The sequence below is a fragment of the Pseudomonas grandcourensis genome (genome assembly GCF_039909015.1).
Taxonomy (GTDB): domain Bacteria; phylum Pseudomonadota; class Gammaproteobacteria; order Pseudomonadales; family Pseudomonadaceae; genus Aquipseudomonas; species Aquipseudomonas grandcourensis.
On sequence record NZ_CP150919.1, the window covers coordinates 698,768 to 715,852 of the forward strand.

Sequence of the window (17,085 nt, forward strand, 5' to 3'; positions counted from 1 at the left end):
TCACTCCTTGTTGGCGGCGGGTGGTTGCGCGTCAGGATTGAGGGTCAGTTGCATGAAAGTCAGGTCCAGCCAACGGCCGAATTTGGTGCCGACCTGTGGCATTTGCCCGGTGGTGATAAAGCCGATGCGCTCATGCAAGCGAATGGAGGCAGCATTACCGCTTTCGATGGCGGCGACCATCACGTGCTTGCCGCAGCCTTTGGCGCGTTCGATCAGCGCCTCCATCAGTTGCGGACCGAGGCCGTTGCCGCGCTGGTCGCTGCGCACATAGACCGAGTGCTCGACGGTGTGGCGGAAACCGTCGAAGGGGCGCCAGTCGCCGAACGAGGCGTACCCGAGCACCGTGTTGTCGGCATCGACAATCACCAGGATCGGATAAGCCTGGGATTGCCGGGCGTTGAACCAGGCCTGGCGGTTGCCGAGGTCGACTGCCTGCTCGTTCCAGATCGCCGTGGTGTTGAGCACCGCGTCGTTGTAGATGTCGCGGATGGCTGGCAGATCGGCATGCACGGCATCGCGGATGTGGTAAGTCATGGCACGGCCTCAGGCGATGGGTTGGTGGACAGTGACCAGTTTGGTGCCGTCGGGGAACGTGGCTTCGACCTGGATTTCCGGGATCATTTCCGGGATGCCCTGCATCACTTGTTCGCGGGTCAGCAGGGTCGTGCCCAAGTGCATCAGGTCGGCCACGGTCTGGCCGTCGCGGGCGCCCTCAAGCAGCGCGGCGGAAATGTAGGCCATGGCCTCCGGGTAATTGAGTTTCACGCCGCGAGCCAAACGCCTCTCGGCCACCAGGCCGGCGGTGAAGATCAGCAGCTTGTCTTTTTCGCGTGGGGTCAGGTCCATCGTAGACATCCATCAGGGCAGATTAAAAAAGTGTTGGATCTGCTTGCACAGAAAAGCATGATTCAGGTGTTCCATATTCTGGGTGGTATGGCCTCGCGGCCCAGCAGGGCGGGGCGCAATAGCTTCCAGAGTTCAATCAACCATCCCCGCGCCAACAACGCTTCACTGGCCAGGCACCGTGCAACCAGCAACCCCGGCAGTTGGGTCAGATCCCCGCGCACATCGTTGGGCAGCGAACGGCAGGTTTCCAGCAAGTCGCTATCGATTTCTCCGGTCACCAGCAACGTCGCAAACACCGGTTGCCCATCGAGCCCGATGGGCGAATCCAGCAAACCGTCCGCCCCGACAATGCGCTGGCGTTCATGCCAGAGCAACCGGCCATCGCGGCGGATATCCAGTTGCGCCTGGAAGTGTCCGAGATCGAAGCGCTCGCCACTGGCCGGACGACCCAATGCCACGACGTCCCAGTAGAACAGCCGCGCATCGCCTTCAAGGTCGATGTCAGTGCTGAGTTCAGCCTGAGCCGCGCTGAAAATGATCGTCTCCTGGGGCAGCCATTCCAGTGTCGCACCGGCCGCCACCTTCAACTTCAACTGCTGATAGGCGGGGCCGGCGGCGCGATACCACTTGGCCGCGCCGGGGCTGGTGATTTGTGCCCAGGCATCGCGCTCGACGCGGGCCGAGATGTCCAGTCGATCACCGCCGGCTATTCCGCCGGGCGGGTGGACGATGATGTGCTGGCAGACTTCCGGCCCTTCGGCATACAGGTGTTTTTGCACGCGCAACGGGCCCAAGTGGCGGCGCTGGACCGGGCGGGTGCAGCCGTCGAAGCGGGCGTAACCCAGCTCCAGTTCGGCGTGCCAGCTGGGTGTAAACAAGGCACCAGAAGCGGGAAGAGTCATAGTCAGTGCTTATCGTGAGGTCGTTACGATGGTTGCAAAGGCTGTGCCGCACGGTATCGCAGGCAGGAGGTGGCTATTGCCTGGTTTCGCGCACCAACAGGGGGCGCGCCATGAAATGTGGCGCAACAAAATGGTGCTTCGCGCCTGTTGTGGCATACATATCTACCGCCATCGGTGGTCGTGAAAAACCGAGGATGCAAGCGTACGCCCCACATCCAGAGGGGCGATTGAATGCCTTGGAGTCTCTCGATGACCACTTCTAATGATCCTGCACCACCTGCATCTTCGACCGTGCCGGTGTTGCCACCCGTGAGCCAGCCCTTCATTTGTGTGGACGATGCAGCGCTTTGGCTGCACCAACATGAACGCGTGAGCGACAGAGAGTACGGTGCACTCCTGTTGCAGCGTCCGGACGGTAAATTTGTCGCTACAACCCCTTTGAAGGATGAGACAAATACATTTGATTTTGAGCGTTTGCTGGCTTACGACCGACAGACCCGGACGATCAGTCATCCTGCGGGATACCTTTGCGTGGGCCGTTATCACAGCCATCCGGAATATGCAGAACAGACTGCCCGGGCTCACCCTCGATACAGCGAAGACCAGGTCAAGTTGTTTCAAGCGCTGCCTTCGACAGTCGATCTCGATTCAGCTTTCAGGCATGTCGACGTCTTTAGAACCAATTACATTTCAAGCCACGACGGTTCTCTGGTGGCCTATTCCATCAATCCGCAGAACGCCGCCGGCAATCCTCAATTCGGACTGGGCTCCACGCCCGAAAGTCGAATCAAGAGGATCGTGACCATCGGCCAGATGCGTGTCCTTGATCCAGGCACAGTCTGGGGGGGATTTCGCGGCCCGATCACGGCTGAATGGACTCCCAATCAGCCGGTCATACCCGGACCTCCTACCCTCCAACCGTTCTATACGTCGGTTTTTGACGATCCGGCATCGGCGTTGAACGCTGCCTTGAGTCGCGTGCCCGCCACCGCAGCGCATCTGCGCATGGGGCTGATCCTCAAGCATCGCGACCGTGACGAATATGTCGCGACTTTGCCGTTCCATCGACCTAATGGATTGCTGGCAATCGAGCAGGTAATCCCCGCGAAGCCAGACGGTTTTCTGTTACCGGAAAATCAGACGTTGGCAGGTGTGTACCTGGGGCCCGAGTTGCTGGCGACGCCACTACCCGAAGAACAGGCTGACATTTACCAGCAGTTTTTCTCGCCCCGGTCATTGTTGTTCAGCATCCACCAGGGCAGAACATCTGGGTTGCTCGACGTCTCCCGGGGTTTTTCCGTATTGCGCCAGACTCAGGACGGCGCGCTGCTGAAGTATCACAGTACGTTTTCGGACGCCGAATCCCTGATGCTTGAGGCTGATGGCAAGATGGGCGTCAACATCGACAGGTTCTTGCTTACCGGGCGCATGAGTGCGAGGTTTTTTGTCAGGCGTGTGGCGGCAATGGGTGTACTGACGGTCGAACAAACCAGTCCGTTTTGGGATGTTCCAGGCTTGGTGGACGCTCGGTGGCGGCCCTATGGAAGGGCGTGACGAACCGGCCCGGCTTCTGAATGAGCACGGACCGTTAACTGCTCAGATCGTTACCAGCCCACGCACGCCTTCGGCTTCCATGTTTTCACCGCGACCCTGTTGCACGATTTCGCCCCGGGACATCACCAGATATTGGTCCGCCAGTTCGGCGGCGAAATCGTAGAACTGCTCGACCAGCAGAATGGCCATGTCGCCCCGGGCCGCGAGTTTTTTGATCACGGCACCGATCTCCTTGATCACCGACGGTTGTATGCCTTCGGTGGGTTCGTCGAGGATCAGCAGGCGAGGGCGGCTGGCCAGCGCACGGCCGATGGCCAGTTGTTGTTGCTGGCCGCCGGACAGGTCACCCCCACGGCGTTGCTTCATTTGCAGCAGCACCGGGAACAGCTCGTAGATGAACGCCGGCACTTCCTTCGCTTCGCTGCCGGGAAAGCGTGACAGCCCCATCAGCAGGTTTTCTTCCACGGTGAGGCGGCCGAAGATCTCGCGGCCTTGCGGCACGTAGGCGATTCCTGCGTGCACGCGTTGGTGCGGTTTGAACGTGGTGATCGGCTTGCCTTCCCAGTTCACCGCGCCTTCCTTCGCCGGCAGCAGGCCCATCAGGCATTTGAGCAGGGTGGTCTTGCCCACGCCGTTTCGGCCGAGCAGGCAGGTGACTTCGCCGACCTTCACGTCAAACGTCAGGCCGCGCAGGATGTGGCTTCCGCCGTAGTACTGGTGCAGTTTTTCGACTTGCAGCATTTCCAGATTCTCCTCAGATCCCCCTGTGGGAGCTTGCTCGCGATGGCGTCGGCACACTCAACATCGTTGGTGACTGATGCACCGCGTTCGCGAGCAGGCTCGCTCCTACAGGGGGATGTATTTGCAGGTTTAACGACCGAGATAAACCTCGATCACCCGCTCGTTATCCTGCACCTGCTCCAGCGACCCTTCGGCCAGCACGCTGCCCTGATGCAGCACCGTGACGTGGTCGGCAATCGAGCCGACGAAGCCCATATCGTGCTCCACCACCATCAGCGAATGCTTGCCGGCCAGGCGCTTGAACAGCTCGGCGGTGAACTCGGTTTCGGCGTCGGTCATGCCCGCCACCGGCTCATCGAGCAGCAGCAATTGCGGGTCCTGCATCAGCAGCATGCCGATCTCCAGGAACTGCTTCTGACCGTGGGACAGCAAACCGGCGGGGCGATTGACCGATGAGGTCAGGCGAATGGTCTCCAGCACTTCGGCGATGCGGTCTTTTTGTTCGCCGTTCAGGCGAGCGCGCAAACTGGCCCACACCGACTTGTCGGTTTTCTGCGCCAGTTCCAGGTTCTCGAACACGCTCAAGGCTTCGAACACCGTCGGCTTCTGGAACTTGCGACCGATGCCGGCCTGGGCGATCTGCACTTCGCTCATCTGCGTCAGGTCCAGGGTTTCGCCAAACCAGGCCTTGCCGTGACTGGGCCGGGTCTTGCCGGTGATCACGTCCATCAGCGTGGTCTTGCCCGCGCCGTTGGGGCCGATGATGCAGCGCAGTTCGCCGACGCCGATGTACAGGTTCAGATTGTTCAGTGCGCGGAAGCCGTCGAAGCTGACGCTGATGTCTTCCAGGGTCAGGATGGTGCCGTGGCGGGTGTTCAGGCCTGGCCCGACGCGTTGGCCAAGGCCGATGGCATCGCGGCTGCTGCCGGCGTCCTTGTTGGGCTCCACAGGAAAAAACGCTGGTTCGAGCATGAATTCAGCTGTCGCAGTGACTCTCATTGTTCACCTCTTTTCTTCAACAGACCGATCACGCCTTTAGGCAGGTACAGGGTCACGACAATGAACAGCGCGCCGAGGAAGAACAGCCAATATTCCGGAAACGCCACGGTGAACCAGCTCTTCATGCCGTTGACCACTCCGGCGCCGAGCAACGGACCGATCAAGGTGCCACGCCCACCCAGTGCCACCCAGACTGCCGCTTCGATGGAGTTGGTCGGCGACATTTCACTCGGGTTGATGATCCCCACTTGCGGCACGTACAGCGCACCGGCCAGTCCGCACAACACAGCGCTCAGTACCCAGACGAACAGCTTGAAACCGCGTGGATCGTAGCCGCAGAACATCAGGCGGTTTTCTGCATCGCGCAGCGCGGTCAACACCCGACCGAACTTGCTTTGCGCCAGGCGCCAGCCGATGTACAGACTCGCCACCAGCAACAGTACCGTGGCGAAAAACAGCACCGCGCGGGTACCCGGCTCGGTGATGCCGAAGCCGAGAATCGTGCGGAAGTTGGTGAAGCCGTTGTTGCCGCCGAAGCCGGTTTCGTTGCGGAAAAACAGGAGCATCCCGGCGAAGGTCAGGGCCTGGGTCATGATCGAGAAATACACGCCCTTGATCCGCGAGCGGAAGGCGAAGAAGCCGAACACCAGCGCCAGCAACCCGGGCGCCAATACCACCAGGCACAGGGTCCAGAGGAAGCTGCTGGTGCCGGTCCAGAACCACGGCATTTCGGTCCACGACAGGAAGGTCATGAACGCCGGCAAGCCATCGCCCGAGGCCTGGCGCATCAGGTACATGCCCATGGCATAGCCGCCGAGGGCGAAAAACAGACCGTGGCCGAGGGACAGCAGGCCTGCGTAACCCCACACCAGATCGAGCGCCAGTGCGACGATGGCGTAGCAAAGAATCTTGCCCACCAGCGTCAGTGTGTAGGCCGAAACGTGCAGCGTACTATCCGGCGATAACAGCGACAGCAGCGGTAACGCCAGCAGCACAACGAGGATCACTGTGCCGACGGCAATCGAGACTTTCGGGCCGGCTTTTTGGGTCGCGGTAACGAGCAGGGGCTGGTTCATCAGTCGATCACCCGTCCTTTGAGCGCGAAGAGACCTTGCGGACGTTTCTGGATGAACAGAATGATCAGCGCGAGGATGAGAATCTTGCCGAGCACGGCACCGATCTGCGGTTCGAGAATCTTGTTGGCGATCCCCAGTCCAAACGCCGCCAGCACACTGCCGGCCAACTGACCGACACCGCCGAGCACCACCACCAGGAACGAGTCGATGATGTAGCTCTGGCCGAGGTCCGGGCCGACGTTGCCGATCTGGCTCAGGGCCACGCCACCGAGGCCGGCGATGCCCGAGCCGAGGCCGAAGGCGAGCATGTCCACGCGCCCGGTGGGTACGCCGCAGCAGGCGGCCATGTTGCGGTTCTGCGTGACGGCGCGAACATTCAGGCCGAGGCGCGTCTTGTTCAGCAGCAGCCAGGTCAGCACCACCACAAACAGTGCAAAGGCGATGATGACGATGCGGTTGTACGGCAGCACCAGGTTCGGCAGCACTTGAATGCCGCCCGACAGCCAGGCCGGGTTGGCCACTTCGACGTTCTGCGCGCCGAACACCAGCCGCACCAGTTGTATCAGCATCAGGCTGATGCCCCAGGTGGCGAGCAGGGTTTCCAGCGGACGGCCGTAGAGGTGGCGAATCACCGTGCGCTCCAGCGCCATGCCGATGGCCGCGGTGACGAAAAACGCCACCGGCAGCGCGATCAGCGGATAGAACTCGATGGCCTGCGGCGCGAAGCGCTGGAACATCAGTTGCACCACATAGGTCGAGTAGGCGCCGAGCATCAGCATCTCGCCGTGGGCCATGTTGATCACGCCGAGCAGGCCGAAGGTGATCGCCAGTCCCAGGGCGGCGAGCAGCAGAATCGATCCCAGTGACATGCCGCTGAAGGCCTGCCCCAGGAGTTCGCCGACCAGCAGTTTGCGTTTGACTTGAGCGAGGCTGGTTTCAGCGGCGGTACGCACATTCGCGTCGGTTTCAACGCCCGGCTCCAGCAGGTTTTCGAGGCGGGTACGGGCCAGTGGATCTCCGGTTTCGCCGAGCAGGCGTACAGCGGCGAGGCGCACGGCCGGATCGCTGTCGACCAGTTGCAGATTGGCCAGAGCGAGGCTCAATGCTGCGTGAACGCCTTCGTCTTGTTCGCCAGCGAGTTGCTTATCGAGGAATTTCAACTGCGCCGGCTTGGCACTTTTCTGCAGTTGCTGCGCGGCGGCCAGACGGATTTTGGCGTCGGCGGCGAGCAATTGATGACTGGCCAGGGCAGTGTCGATGAGCCCCCGCAGGCGGTTGTTCAGGCGCAAGGTTTTCGGCTGGCCGTCGACGGTCAATTCGCCTTGTTGCAGGGCGTTGATCAACTCGATGCGTGCCGGATCGGGCTGCGCGGCCCAGGTTTCCAGCAGTTTGGCTTGCTGCGCGGGATTGGCGGCGATGAAGTCTTCGGCGTCGCCGGCATGGGTAGTCATCGGCAACAGCAGGGCGATGGCCAGGATGAAGCGATAAAGGGCGGTGGGCATAGAGAGTCGCCTTGACGCGGACATTGTGGGAGCTGGCTTGCCTGCGATGGCATCACCTCGGTACATCAAATACACCGAGTCGTCTGCATCGCAGGCAAGCCAGCTCCTACAGGGATTTGTGTCGGGCCAAAGCTCCGCGCCCAGCCCGACATCCAGTGGCTTAGTTGCTCTTCATCGCGTAGTCAGGCTTCTTGTCGTTGCCCGGGATGAACGGGCTCCACGGCTGGGCGCGGATCGGTCCTTCGGTCTGCCACACCACGTTGAACTGACCGTCGGCCTGGATCTCGCCGATCATCACCGGCTTGTGCAGGTGGTGGTTGGTCTTGTCCATGGTCAGGGTGTAGCCGGACGGCGCGGCAAAGGTCTGGCCGGCCAGGGCTTCGCGGACTTTGTCGACGTCGGTGGACTTGGCTTTTTCCGCCGCTTGCGCCCACATGTGGATGCCGACATAAGTGGCCTCCATCGGGTCGTTGGTCACTGCCTTGTCGGCGCCCGGCAGGTTGTGTTTCTTCGCGTAGGCCTTCCAGTCATCGACGAACTTCTTGTTCACCGGGTTCTCGACCGATTCGAAGTAGTTCCACGCCGCCAGGTTGCCCACCAGTGGCTTGGTGTCGATGCCGCGCAGTTCTTCTTCGCCGACCGAGAACGCCACGACCGGAACGTCGGTGGCTTTCAGGCCCTGATTGGCCAGTTCCTTATAGAACGGTACGTTGGAGTCGCCGTTGACCGTGGAGATAACGGCCGTCTTGCCGCCGGCCGAGAACTTCTTGATGTTGGCGACGATGGTCTGGTAGTCGCTGTGACCGAACGGGGTATAGACCTCTTCGATGTCCTTGTCGGCGACGCCTTTGGAGTGCAGGAACGAACGCAGGATCTTGTTGGTGGTGCGCGGGTAGACGTAGTCGGTGCCGAGCAGGAAGTAGCGCTTGGCACTGCCGCCTTCTTCGCTCATCAGGTATTCAACGGCAGGGATCGCCTGCTGGTTCGGCGCAGCGCCGGTGTAGAACACGTTCGGCGACATTTCTTCGCCTTCGTATTGCACCGGGTAGAACAGCAAGCCGTTGAGTTCTTCGAACACCGGCAGTACCGATTTGCGCGATACGGAAGTCCAGCAACCGAACACCACGGCAACCTTGTCCTGGGTCAGCAATTGGCGACCCTTCTCGGCGAACAGCGGCCAGTTCGAGGCAGGGTCGACCACCACCGGCTCGAGCATCTTGCCGTTCACGCCACCCTTGGCGTTGATCTCGTCGATGGTCATCAGCGCCATGTCTTTAAGCGACGTTTCGGAGATCGCCATGGTTCCGGACAACGAATGCAGAATACCGACCTTGATGGTCTCGGCGGCCTGGACGGTCCAGGTCATGCCCATCGCGGCAATGGATGCCGAGAGTGTGAAAGCCTTGATCAAACTGCGACGCTTCATTGTGCGATCTCCATGAACTTATGAGTTTTCTTGGTTGGCAGATGCGGACTACTGAAGGTGTGTTTTGCAAGGGCTGTGCCCGGTCGGCAAAAGGCAGGGAAATGTCGTTTTAGAGCGGTCGAACGGTTTGATGGCGCACCATGAAGGATCGCGTCTGGCGCGTTGGTGCGAAGAGCTGCGCCAGATTGGGGCGGGTAGCATCGATCAATTGTGGGAGCGAGCCTGCTCGCGAAGAGGGGGTATCAGACAGCATGAGTGGTGACTGACAAACCGCATTCGCGAGCAGGCTCGCTCCCACAGGATTCAACAATGGGTATCAGCTTTGTAAACGACGAACTTCAGCTTTTAATGCAGGTTTCAAAACCATGTCCGCCACCTTCGTACTCCGGGCCGTAGTAGTACTTGGTGAATGAAGTTTTTCCGTCAGGGGTTGTAGCGAGTTTCGCAATCCCGACGCCGTAATCCTTGAGCGACGGATCCGTATGGGCAAAGTAAATCGCCAGTGAACTCAAGTTGGCAGCAGCAAATCCGTCATACCGGGAGTTGTCGAGCAACGTTAGCGTAAAACCGTAGGCACCGTGTTCGCCGGTACTTTGTTCGGCATTGAGCTTCATCTCGACAACACCTTCAAACGCACCGATATGGCTGTCCATTCCGGTGCATTGATACCGGCCACTGTAATCAACGCCAGTAAAGGGTGGCTGCACTGCCCATGCCGGTGCTGAAACAAGTGCAATGGATGCGATGAACTTCTTGAACATGTTTGCCTCTTTCCGCTCTTGTAGGAGTTGTGGCGATTAAGTTGTAGGAATAATCGTCCTGAAGTGCGCGAGTGTTTTATAGTTGAACTCGCGAGTGCGGAGTATGAACAGGAAGGTTAACTTGTTAAGCGTTAACTCAATACGAGGTTTTTCCAGGCGCAAATGCAGTCTTTAAATTTTTTAATTAAATATGTCGTTAACGACGTCGCATCAAGCCGATGAAGAACAACCCGCCAATCGCCGCTGTGGCAACGCCGATGGGCAAGTCTTCGGGGGCGATCAGTGTCCGGGCGGCGACATCGACCCAGACCAGAAACACACTGCCGAGCAACACGCACACCGGCAGCAATCTTCGGTGTTCAGCCCCGACCAGGCGCCGTGCAATGTGCGGAACCATCAGCCCGACAAAGCCGATCGAGCCGCTGATCGACACCAGAACCCCGGTCATCAATGACGCAATCAGAAATACTCGCAGGCGCACGGTGCGTGCATTCAGGCCCAGGGTCACCGCCGTCTGCTCACCGGCCATCAGCGCATTCAACGGTCGCGCCATGCCCAGCAGCAACATCAGCCCGAGTAGCACACTGGCTGTCGGCACCGCCAGCAGCTCCCAACGTGCCAACCCGAGCCCGCCGAGCATCCAGAACATCACCGCCGAACTGGCCCGATGGTCGCCCATGAACAGCAGCAAATTGGCAATCGCCATCATCACGAACGACACCGCCACGCCGCACAGCAGCAAGCGGTCACTGTCGAGGCGACCATGACGACTGGCGATCATCAGCACCACCAGCATGCTCAGCAATGCACCGATGAATGCCGCAATCGGCAAGGTCAGCAGGCCAACGATTTCACCGACATGCAGCACCACGATCACTGCGCCAAGTGTGGCGCCGGACGTGACGCCGAGCAGGTGCGGGTCAGCCAACGGATTGCGCGTGACCGCTTGCAGCACCGCGCCGATCAACGCCAGGCCGGCGCCCACCAGAGCGCCGAGCAGCATGCGCGGGACGCGGATCAGCCAAACGATATGTTCCTGTCCGGGGTTCCAGTCCGACAAACCGAAACCGAACAGCTTGTGCAACAGGATGCGCCACACCACATCCAGCGGCACCCGCGCCGGGCCGAAACCCAGGGACACCACGCACGACACCAGCAACAGGGTGCCGAGGGCGATCAGCAACAGGGCGTAGCGACGGTTGATCATTCGCCGTGGAAACCCTTGGCCAGGGTGGCGACCGCCAGCACGTTATCGATCCCCGGCGTGGCCTGCACGTAAGGGATGACGATGAAGCGCTGGTGCTTGATCGCGTCCACCGATTGCAGGGCCTTGTTGCTCAGCAGGAATTGAATCTTCTGCTCGGCAGTGACTTCGCTGTAGTCGACAATCACGATCACCTGCGGGTTGCGCTCGACCACGGTTTCCCAATTGACCCGGGTCCAGCTCGCGTCGACATCCTCCAGGATATTGCGCCCGCCAGCGGCGTCGATCAGCGCTTGCGGCATGCCCAGGCTTCCTGAGGTCATGGCCCGGTCTTCGCCGCTGTCGTACAGGAAGACCCGCGGTGTTTCCGCGGGCAGGTCTTTGCGAATATTCGCGATTTGCGCCTGCATGTCGGCGATCAGGGCATTGGCGCGGTCCTGTACGTCGAAGATTCTGCCGAGGTTGCGCAGGTCGTTGTAGGTGTCTTCGAGGCTGGCCGGTGGGCGTTTCATCACGAAGGCGCAGGATTCGCTCAGCTCGTACACATTGATGCCCAGCGGTTGCAGGGTTTGTGGCGTGAGATCGCCGCCGATACGCATGCCATAGTCCCAGCCAGCGAAGAAGAAATCGACGTTGGCATTGAGCAGGGTTTCCACCGACGGGTACTTGGCCGCCAGTTCCGGCAGGCCTTCAAGAATGCTCTGCATCTCGGGCATCACGGCCTTCCAGCCACTGATGCCGCTGTAACCGGCCATCCGTTGTTTGAGGCCGAGAGCGAGCATCATCTGGGTCATGTTGATGTCGTGGCTGAGGGCGTGTTGCGGTGCCTGCTTGAAGGTCACTTCGCGGTTGCAGCTTTTGATCGTCAGCGGGTAACGGGTGGCTTCGGCCAATGCCTGGGCGCTGCCCAGCAGCATCACGAGAGGGAGGCAGGAGCGCAGCAGGGAACGCAAAGTCATGGTTGGGTTATCCAGGTGATTCGTGGGTAGCCGTGCAGTGGATGTTCATCGATCAGCGCTTCGACGCCGAACACATTGCTCAGCAGCGCAGCCGTCAGGACTTCTTTTGGCGTGCCGCTGGCGACGATACGGCCATGGTTGATCACGTACAGCCGATCACAAAAAGCCGCCGCCAGATTGAGGTCGTGGATGCTCGCCAGGGTGCCGATGTTCAAGCGCTTGACCAACTGCAAAAGTTCAAGCTGATAACGCGGGTCGAGGTGGTTGGTCGGCTCGTCGAGGATCAGCAACTGTGGTTGCTGGGCCAGGGCGCGGGCGAGGATGACTCGCTGTTTTTCGCCACCGGAGAGGGTGGCGAACCCGTGGTCTTCGAAGCCCTTGAGGCCGACGGATTCCAGGGCCTGATTGATCAGATCGCGGTCTTCAAGGGTGTCGCCATCGAACAAGCCTTTGTGCGGCGTGCGGCCCATGGCAACCACTTCCTCGACGGTCAGGCCGAAGGCATCAGGGAACTCCTGCAACACCACGGCGATGCGTTGCGCGCACCAACGCGAGGATTGCTTCCAGACGTTCTGGTGATCGAGCCTGACCTCGCCGCTTTCCGGTTTATTGAAGCGCCAGGCACACCGCAACAGGCTGGTCTTGCCACTGCCGTTGGGGCCGATCAGCCCGACGAACTCACCGGCGGCCACATGTAGTGAGGCGTCACGCAGCTGGAACTGGTGGTGGCAATGGCCGTGACCCAGTGGGGACCAGGTGAGGTTTGTGAGGTTCAGCGAGGTCATGCAGTGACTCTTGAGGTGATGCCAAGGGCCCCATCGCGAGCAAGCTCGCTCCCACAGGTCTTACGCAATCCATGTGGGAGCGAGCCTGCTCGGGATGGGGCTGAGGTGATGCGCGGGGAGTTTACAGTGCCTTTCGCCCCGCGCATCTCGCCTGTTTCATGATGAAGATGAGGCGCTCTCAGTCTGCCGGGTGAAGCGCGACAGCAGCACGCGATCCAGCACCCACACCACTACCAGCGAAGCGCCTACCAACGGGAAGGCCACCGCCAGGGCTAACATGATCACCATCGCGGTTTTCCATTTCGGCAGGTCGTGGCGCAGCGGCGGCACGCCGAGTTTTCCTTGCGGACGGCGCTTCCACCAGATCACCACGCCGCTGACCGCGCTGAGCAAAATCATCAGGCAGATCAGCAACACGACGATCTGGTTGAACGTGCCGAACATCTTGCCCTCGTGCAGCATCACGCCGATTTCCGTGACGCGGGCGACGCTGCCGTAGTGCTCGAAACGTACATCGGCCAGGACCTTGCCGGTGTATTGATCGATGTGCAGCGTGGCGTCATTGCGCGGGTCGTCGGCGAATACAGCGATGGTGAACACGCCGGTTGCAGTGGTCGGCAGCGTGATGCTGTAACCCGGTTCGACCTTGCGCTCTCTGGCGATGTTTTGTACGTCCTGCAGGCGGATGGTCGGCGAGGCCGGGCCGGCCGCTGCGCCATCGTGGGCCATGTGTTCGGCATGGTCGCCGGACATCGGCATCGGCGTATTTTCCATGGCCCACGGCACGGTCTGGCGGGTGGCGGTGTTGAGGCTGCGCGCCTCGACATCGGACTTCGGCACGTCATCCCACATGGCCGCCGGGAATACGTTCCACACTTCGGCGTACTGTTTGCCCCAGAAGCCGGTCCAGGTCATGCCGCTGAGCAGCATCACCAGCAGCAGGGACGCGCCCCAGAACCCGGTGACCGCGTGCAGGTCGCGCCACAATACGCGACCACGACTGTTCAGGCGTGGCCACAAAATGCCGGCGGCCTGACCGCGCGGCCACCACAGGAAGATGCCGGACACCACCAGCACCACACCCCAACCGGCGGCCAGTTCGATCAGCCGATCGCCAACGGTGCCGATCATCAGCTCGCCGTGAATCGACCGGGCAATGGCTTGCAGGTTCTTCTTGGCGTCTTGCTCGCCGAGGATGTCGCCGTGGTACGGATCGACGAAAACGTTAAGCTCTTTGCCCTCGTTGAGCACGACAAATTGCGCGCTGCGCTCGGCGTTGACCGGCGGCAGGTACTGGGTGACCTGGCCTTGTGGATAAGCCGTTTTCACCCGCGTCAGCAGGTCGTCGGCCGGGACGGTGTGATGACCGGCCGGGACGTTGAGCAGGCTGCTGTACATCAGCGGATCGAGTTGCGGTTTGAACAGGTAAATGATGCCGGTCAGGGCCAGCATCACCATGAATGGCGCTACGAACAATCCGGCATAGAAATGCCAGCGCCAGGCCAGGTTGTAGAAATTCACTTTGGGCTGTTTCATCACGTGTGCTCCGCTTGGCTGGATCTTTTAGTTGTTTGATTGGCGGTTGCCTTGCAACCGATCGCGAGCAAGCTCGCTCCTACAGGAGTGCGAGCTTGCTCGCGAAGCTTTTAGAAACTCATGTCCACCTTGGTCCAGAGCGTTCGCCCCGGTTCCTTGATGGCCTGCGGGTCATTGGCGGGGTAGCCGAAACCGGCGTTGCCGGCCAGGTTCAAGTGCTCGGCGTAAGCCTTGCCGAACAGGTTGTCGACGCCGCTGCTGACCTTCCAGTTGCTGTTGATCCGATAGGCACCATTGAGGGAGAACACGCCGAAGCCCGGCGTCTTGCCGAAATCCTTGCCGACCACGTTGCCCTTGTTCTGGTCGATGCGGTTTTGCGCGGCAACCACTCTCCACAGTGCGCCGGCGCTCCAATTGTCTTCGCTGTAGGTCAGGCCGAACCGGGCATCCAGCGGCGGCATCTGCGGCAATGCGCTGCCATCGCTGCTGTTCTTGCCCCAGGCGTAGGCCAGGGTCGCGTCGGCGTTCCAGTTGTCGGTGAAGTTGTAAGCGGCGCCCAGTTCGCCACCCATGATTCGCGCATCGATGTTTTCGGCTTGCGAGGTCGTACCCATCATTGTCGGGGTGTAGTTGAACAGGATGTAATCGCTCACCTGTCCGACGTAAGCCGAGGCCCAGGCTTCGAGGTCTTCGGTCTTGTATTGCAGGCCGAAATCGAGCTGGGTGGTTTTTTCCGGCTTGATCGAATCGAAGGCATTGACCGAACCGGCGGGACCGGACTTGGGTGAAAACAGCTCCCAGTAATCCGGGAATCGCTGGGTGTGACCGAGGCCGGCATACAAGGTGGTCGGGCTGTCGGCCAGGTCATGCTCGTAGCGGACGAAACCGCTCGGCAGGGTATCGGCGCGGATATCGTCGGCGGTTGGATTGGGGCGGGTCATCATGCCCGAGCCGATGGTCTGCCGATAATCCTTGGCCGAGGCGCGGTCCAGGCGTGCGCCACTGATCAGGCGGTCATGGTCGGCGGCGTACCAGGTCAGTTCGCCGAACACACCGTAGTTATGGAAGTCGGCATCCTTGGTGTACGGCAGGTCCTTGTAGGTGTCGACGCCCATGGCCCCGCGCTGGCGATGCTCGTTGGTCTGCGCGTCGATACCGCTGATCAGCTGCACATCGGCCCAGCGCCAGGTGGCCTTGACCCGGGCGCCGAGGGTGCGGCGGTCGACGTTGGAGGCCATAGGCCCGGCCATCATCCCGGTGCCGGACGGCGTGCGCAGGGTGTAGTTGTCCATCACGTGGTCGGCGTAGTTGTAGTAGACCTGCGCCTCGACCTTATCCAGTACCTCGCCGATGTTGGACTGCTCGAAGCGCAGCCCGAGGCTTTCGCGCAGGAACTGCGAACCGTCCATGCCGCGCCCGGCGTAGCGGGCTTCACCATCGCCACGGCCGGCGGTCAGCTCCAGCAAGGTGTCGGTATTCGGCGTCCAGCCGACGGCCACGTCGCCGTTCCATTTGTCATAGCGCGACGCCACGGTGTCGTTGTTGCCGTCCTGGTAGTCGTCGGAGTGCGCGGTGTTGCCGATGACCCGCACATAACCCGACTGACCGCCGGCTGCGGCGTCCACCAGTTTGTCGAAGCGACCGTAGGAGCCGGCCAGCACGCTGGCGTTGACCCGCGTGCCGAGTTCGCCGAAGTGCTCCGGCTCGCGGTCGAACAGGATGGTCCCGGCCGAAGATCCAGGCCCCCACAGCACGGTTTGCGGGCCTTTGATCACGGTGAGCTTGTCGTAGGTTTCCGGCGAGATGTAGGAGGTCGGGGCGTCCATCCGGCCCGGGCAGGCGCCGAGCATCATGCTGCCGTTGGTGAGAATGTTCAGCCGCGAGCCGAACATGCCGCGCAGCACCGGGTCACCATTGGTGCCGCCATTGCGCACCATGGCAAAGCCTGGGATGGTCTTGAGGTAATCGGCGCCGTCGCTGGCCGGCACCGGTTGGCGCGGGTCCTTGGGATTGGTGACGATGGTCAAGGGCGAGCTGGGCGCAACGGCGGTAATCACTGTCGGGCTCAGTTCTTCACTGTGGCTGGAATGTTCATCGGCCAGCGCAGAAGGCGCCAGCAAGGCACCGCACAGGATGGCGGTGGCGTGCCTGAAACGAACGCCGGATTCGTTCAGGGCATAAGAGGCTTGGGCAGGGCTCAAGCACGGGACAGCGGAAAACCTGGACATGACAATTTCCATCGAACAGTCGTAAACGACACGGCCGGCAGCCTGAAGCTGTCTTCTCAACCGTGTGAAATCAGAAGTGAGTGTTTACGCGACGACGGGCGGGGCGCGGGTGCGGGCACCGGGGAAGAAGGTTTGCCGGGCATGGCCCAAGCGCGGAGAGGGGGGGGTGAAGGTGTTGACCGGCGGGATAACGAAGTTGGCGAAAGACACACCACCCGTCAGCGCCGGGCAGTTGAACAGCAGGCTGCAATAGCCGCACTTTTCCCACAGCACATGGTGCCCGGGGGCTGGCGGGCAATGCTCGGCGGTGGCTTGCGTGGCTTGCATGCCATGGTCGGCATGCTCCATCGCCGACATGTCCATGCTCATGTCCATACCCATAGGCATAGGCATGGTCATCGACATGGCGCGCGAATCCATCGGCATCGACTGAGAAATCAGCGGACCGATAAAGATCATCAGCATGGCAAACAGGCTGATCCAGCTGCCGCGTGTCAGGCTCAATGCCTGATTGCGTGACCTGGATGACCTGGCGCTAAGCGGGCGCATGGGCGTTTTCAGTTCAG

The 17,085-nt window shown here is 60.9% G+C and carries 16 protein-coding genes; 1 reads left to right on the forward strand and 15 read right to left on the reverse strand.

Annotation, left to right across the window (positions count from 1 at the left end; genetic code table 11):
* The 3 genes from AABM52_RS02990 to AABM52_RS03000 all read right to left on the reverse strand — a co-directional run bounded on the left by AABM52_RS02990 (position 1) and on the right by AABM52_RS03000 (position 1,748).
* Positions 1 to 534, reverse strand: coding sequence for an N-acetyltransferase family protein (locus AABM52_RS02990; RefSeq protein WP_347910337.1), 534 nt, complete (start codon positions 532 to 534; stop codon positions 1 to 3).
* Positions 535 to 543: 9 nt separating this feature from the next.
* The gene (locus AABM52_RS02995) at positions 544 to 846 is read right to left on the reverse strand and encodes an urease subunit gamma (RefSeq protein ID WP_223447678.1); all 303 of its coding nucleotides are present in this window, start codon (positions 844 to 846) and stop codon (positions 544 to 546) included.
* Between the two features lie 62 nt (positions 847 to 908).
* Positions 909 to 1,748 (reverse strand): urease accessory protein UreD, encoded by an 840-nt coding sequence (locus AABM52_RS03000; protein ID WP_347910338.1) that lies wholly within the window; start codon positions 1,746 to 1,748, stop codon positions 909 to 911.
* Positions 1,749 to 1,997: 249 nt separating this feature from the next.
* Here AABM52_RS03000 and AABM52_RS03005 point away from each other — a divergent pair, with 249 nt between their 5' ends.
* Complete coding sequence (locus AABM52_RS03005) at positions 1,998 to 3,302, forward strand: DUF4329 domain-containing protein (protein WP_347910339.1); 1,305 nt, start codon at positions 1,998 to 2,000, stop codon at positions 3,300 to 3,302.
* A gap of 42 nt (positions 3,303 to 3,344) precedes the next feature.
* On the opposite strand, the gene urtE is transcribed toward AABM52_RS03005, so the two are convergent.
* The 12 genes from urtE to AABM52_RS03065 form a co-directional block, all read right to left on the reverse strand.
* Complete coding sequence (urtE, locus tag AABM52_RS03010) at positions 3,345 to 4,043, reverse strand: urea ABC transporter ATP-binding subunit UrtE (RefSeq protein ID WP_007979642.1); 699 nt, start codon at positions 4,041 to 4,043, stop codon at positions 3,345 to 3,347.
* Between the two features lie 129 nt (positions 4,044 to 4,172).
* On the reverse strand, positions 4,173 to 5,042 hold the full coding sequence (urtD, locus tag AABM52_RS03015; RefSeq protein ID WP_320402025.1) for an urea ABC transporter ATP-binding protein UrtD: 870 nt from the start codon (positions 5,040 to 5,042) through the stop codon (positions 4,173 to 4,175).
* On the reverse strand, positions 5,039 to 6,118 hold the full coding sequence (gene urtC / locus AABM52_RS03020; protein ID WP_347910340.1) for an urea ABC transporter permease subunit UrtC: 1,080 nt from the start codon (positions 6,116 to 6,118) through the stop codon (positions 5,039 to 5,041). The genes urtD and urtC overlap by 4 nt, the downstream gene beginning before the upstream one ends.
* On the reverse strand, positions 6,118 to 7,620 hold the full coding sequence (gene urtB / locus AABM52_RS03025; RefSeq protein WP_347910341.1) for an urea ABC transporter permease subunit UrtB: 1,503 nt from the start codon (positions 7,618 to 7,620) through the stop codon (positions 6,118 to 6,120). Before urtB ends, urtC begins: the two co-directional genes overlap by 1 nt.
* Positions 7,621 to 7,780: 160 nt before the next feature.
* Positions 7,781 to 9,046, reverse strand: a complete 1,266-nt coding sequence (urtA, locus tag AABM52_RS03030; RefSeq protein ID WP_347910342.1) for an urea ABC transporter substrate-binding protein — start codon at positions 9,044 to 9,046, stop codon at positions 7,781 to 7,783.
* A 338-nt stretch (positions 9,047 to 9,384) separates the two neighbouring features.
* Positions 9,385 to 9,807, reverse strand: a complete 423-nt coding sequence (locus AABM52_RS03035; protein WP_347910343.1) for a hypothetical protein — start codon at positions 9,805 to 9,807, stop codon at positions 9,385 to 9,387.
* A gap of 196 nt (positions 9,808 to 10,003) precedes the next feature.
* Positions 10,004 to 11,014 carry an iron ABC transporter permease gene (locus AABM52_RS03040; protein WP_347910344.1) on the reverse strand — a complete coding sequence of 337 codons (1,011 nt, stop codon included), beginning with the start codon at positions 11,012 to 11,014 and terminating at the stop codon, positions 10,004 to 10,006.
* Positions 11,011 to 11,970, reverse strand: coding sequence for an ABC transporter substrate-binding protein (locus tag AABM52_RS03045; RefSeq protein ID WP_347910345.1), 960 nt, complete (start codon positions 11,968 to 11,970; stop codon positions 11,011 to 11,013). Before AABM52_RS03045 ends, AABM52_RS03040 begins: the two co-directional genes overlap by 4 nt.
* Positions 11,967 to 12,755: an ABC transporter ATP-binding protein gene (locus AABM52_RS03050; protein ID WP_347910346.1), complete on the reverse strand. Its 789-nt coding sequence runs from the start codon at positions 12,753 to 12,755 to the stop codon at positions 11,967 to 11,969. The genes AABM52_RS03045 and AABM52_RS03050 overlap by 4 nt, the downstream gene beginning before the upstream one ends.
* A 156-nt stretch (positions 12,756 to 12,911) precedes the next feature.
* Complete coding sequence (locus AABM52_RS03055; RefSeq protein WP_347910347.1) at positions 12,912 to 14,291, reverse strand: PepSY domain-containing protein; 1,380 nt, start codon at positions 14,289 to 14,291, stop codon at positions 12,912 to 12,914.
* Between the two features lie 110 nt (positions 14,292 to 14,401).
* Positions 14,402 to 16,519 (reverse strand): TonB-dependent copper receptor, encoded by a 2,118-nt coding sequence (locus AABM52_RS03060; protein ID WP_347910348.1) that lies wholly within the window; start codon positions 16,517 to 16,519, stop codon positions 14,402 to 14,404.
* 84 nt (positions 16,520 to 16,603) lie between these two features.
* Complete coding sequence (locus AABM52_RS03065) at positions 16,604 to 17,068, reverse strand: DUF2946 domain-containing protein (protein WP_347910349.1); 465 nt, start codon at positions 17,066 to 17,068, stop codon at positions 16,604 to 16,606.
* Between the last annotated feature and the right edge of the window lie 17 nt (positions 17,069 to 17,085).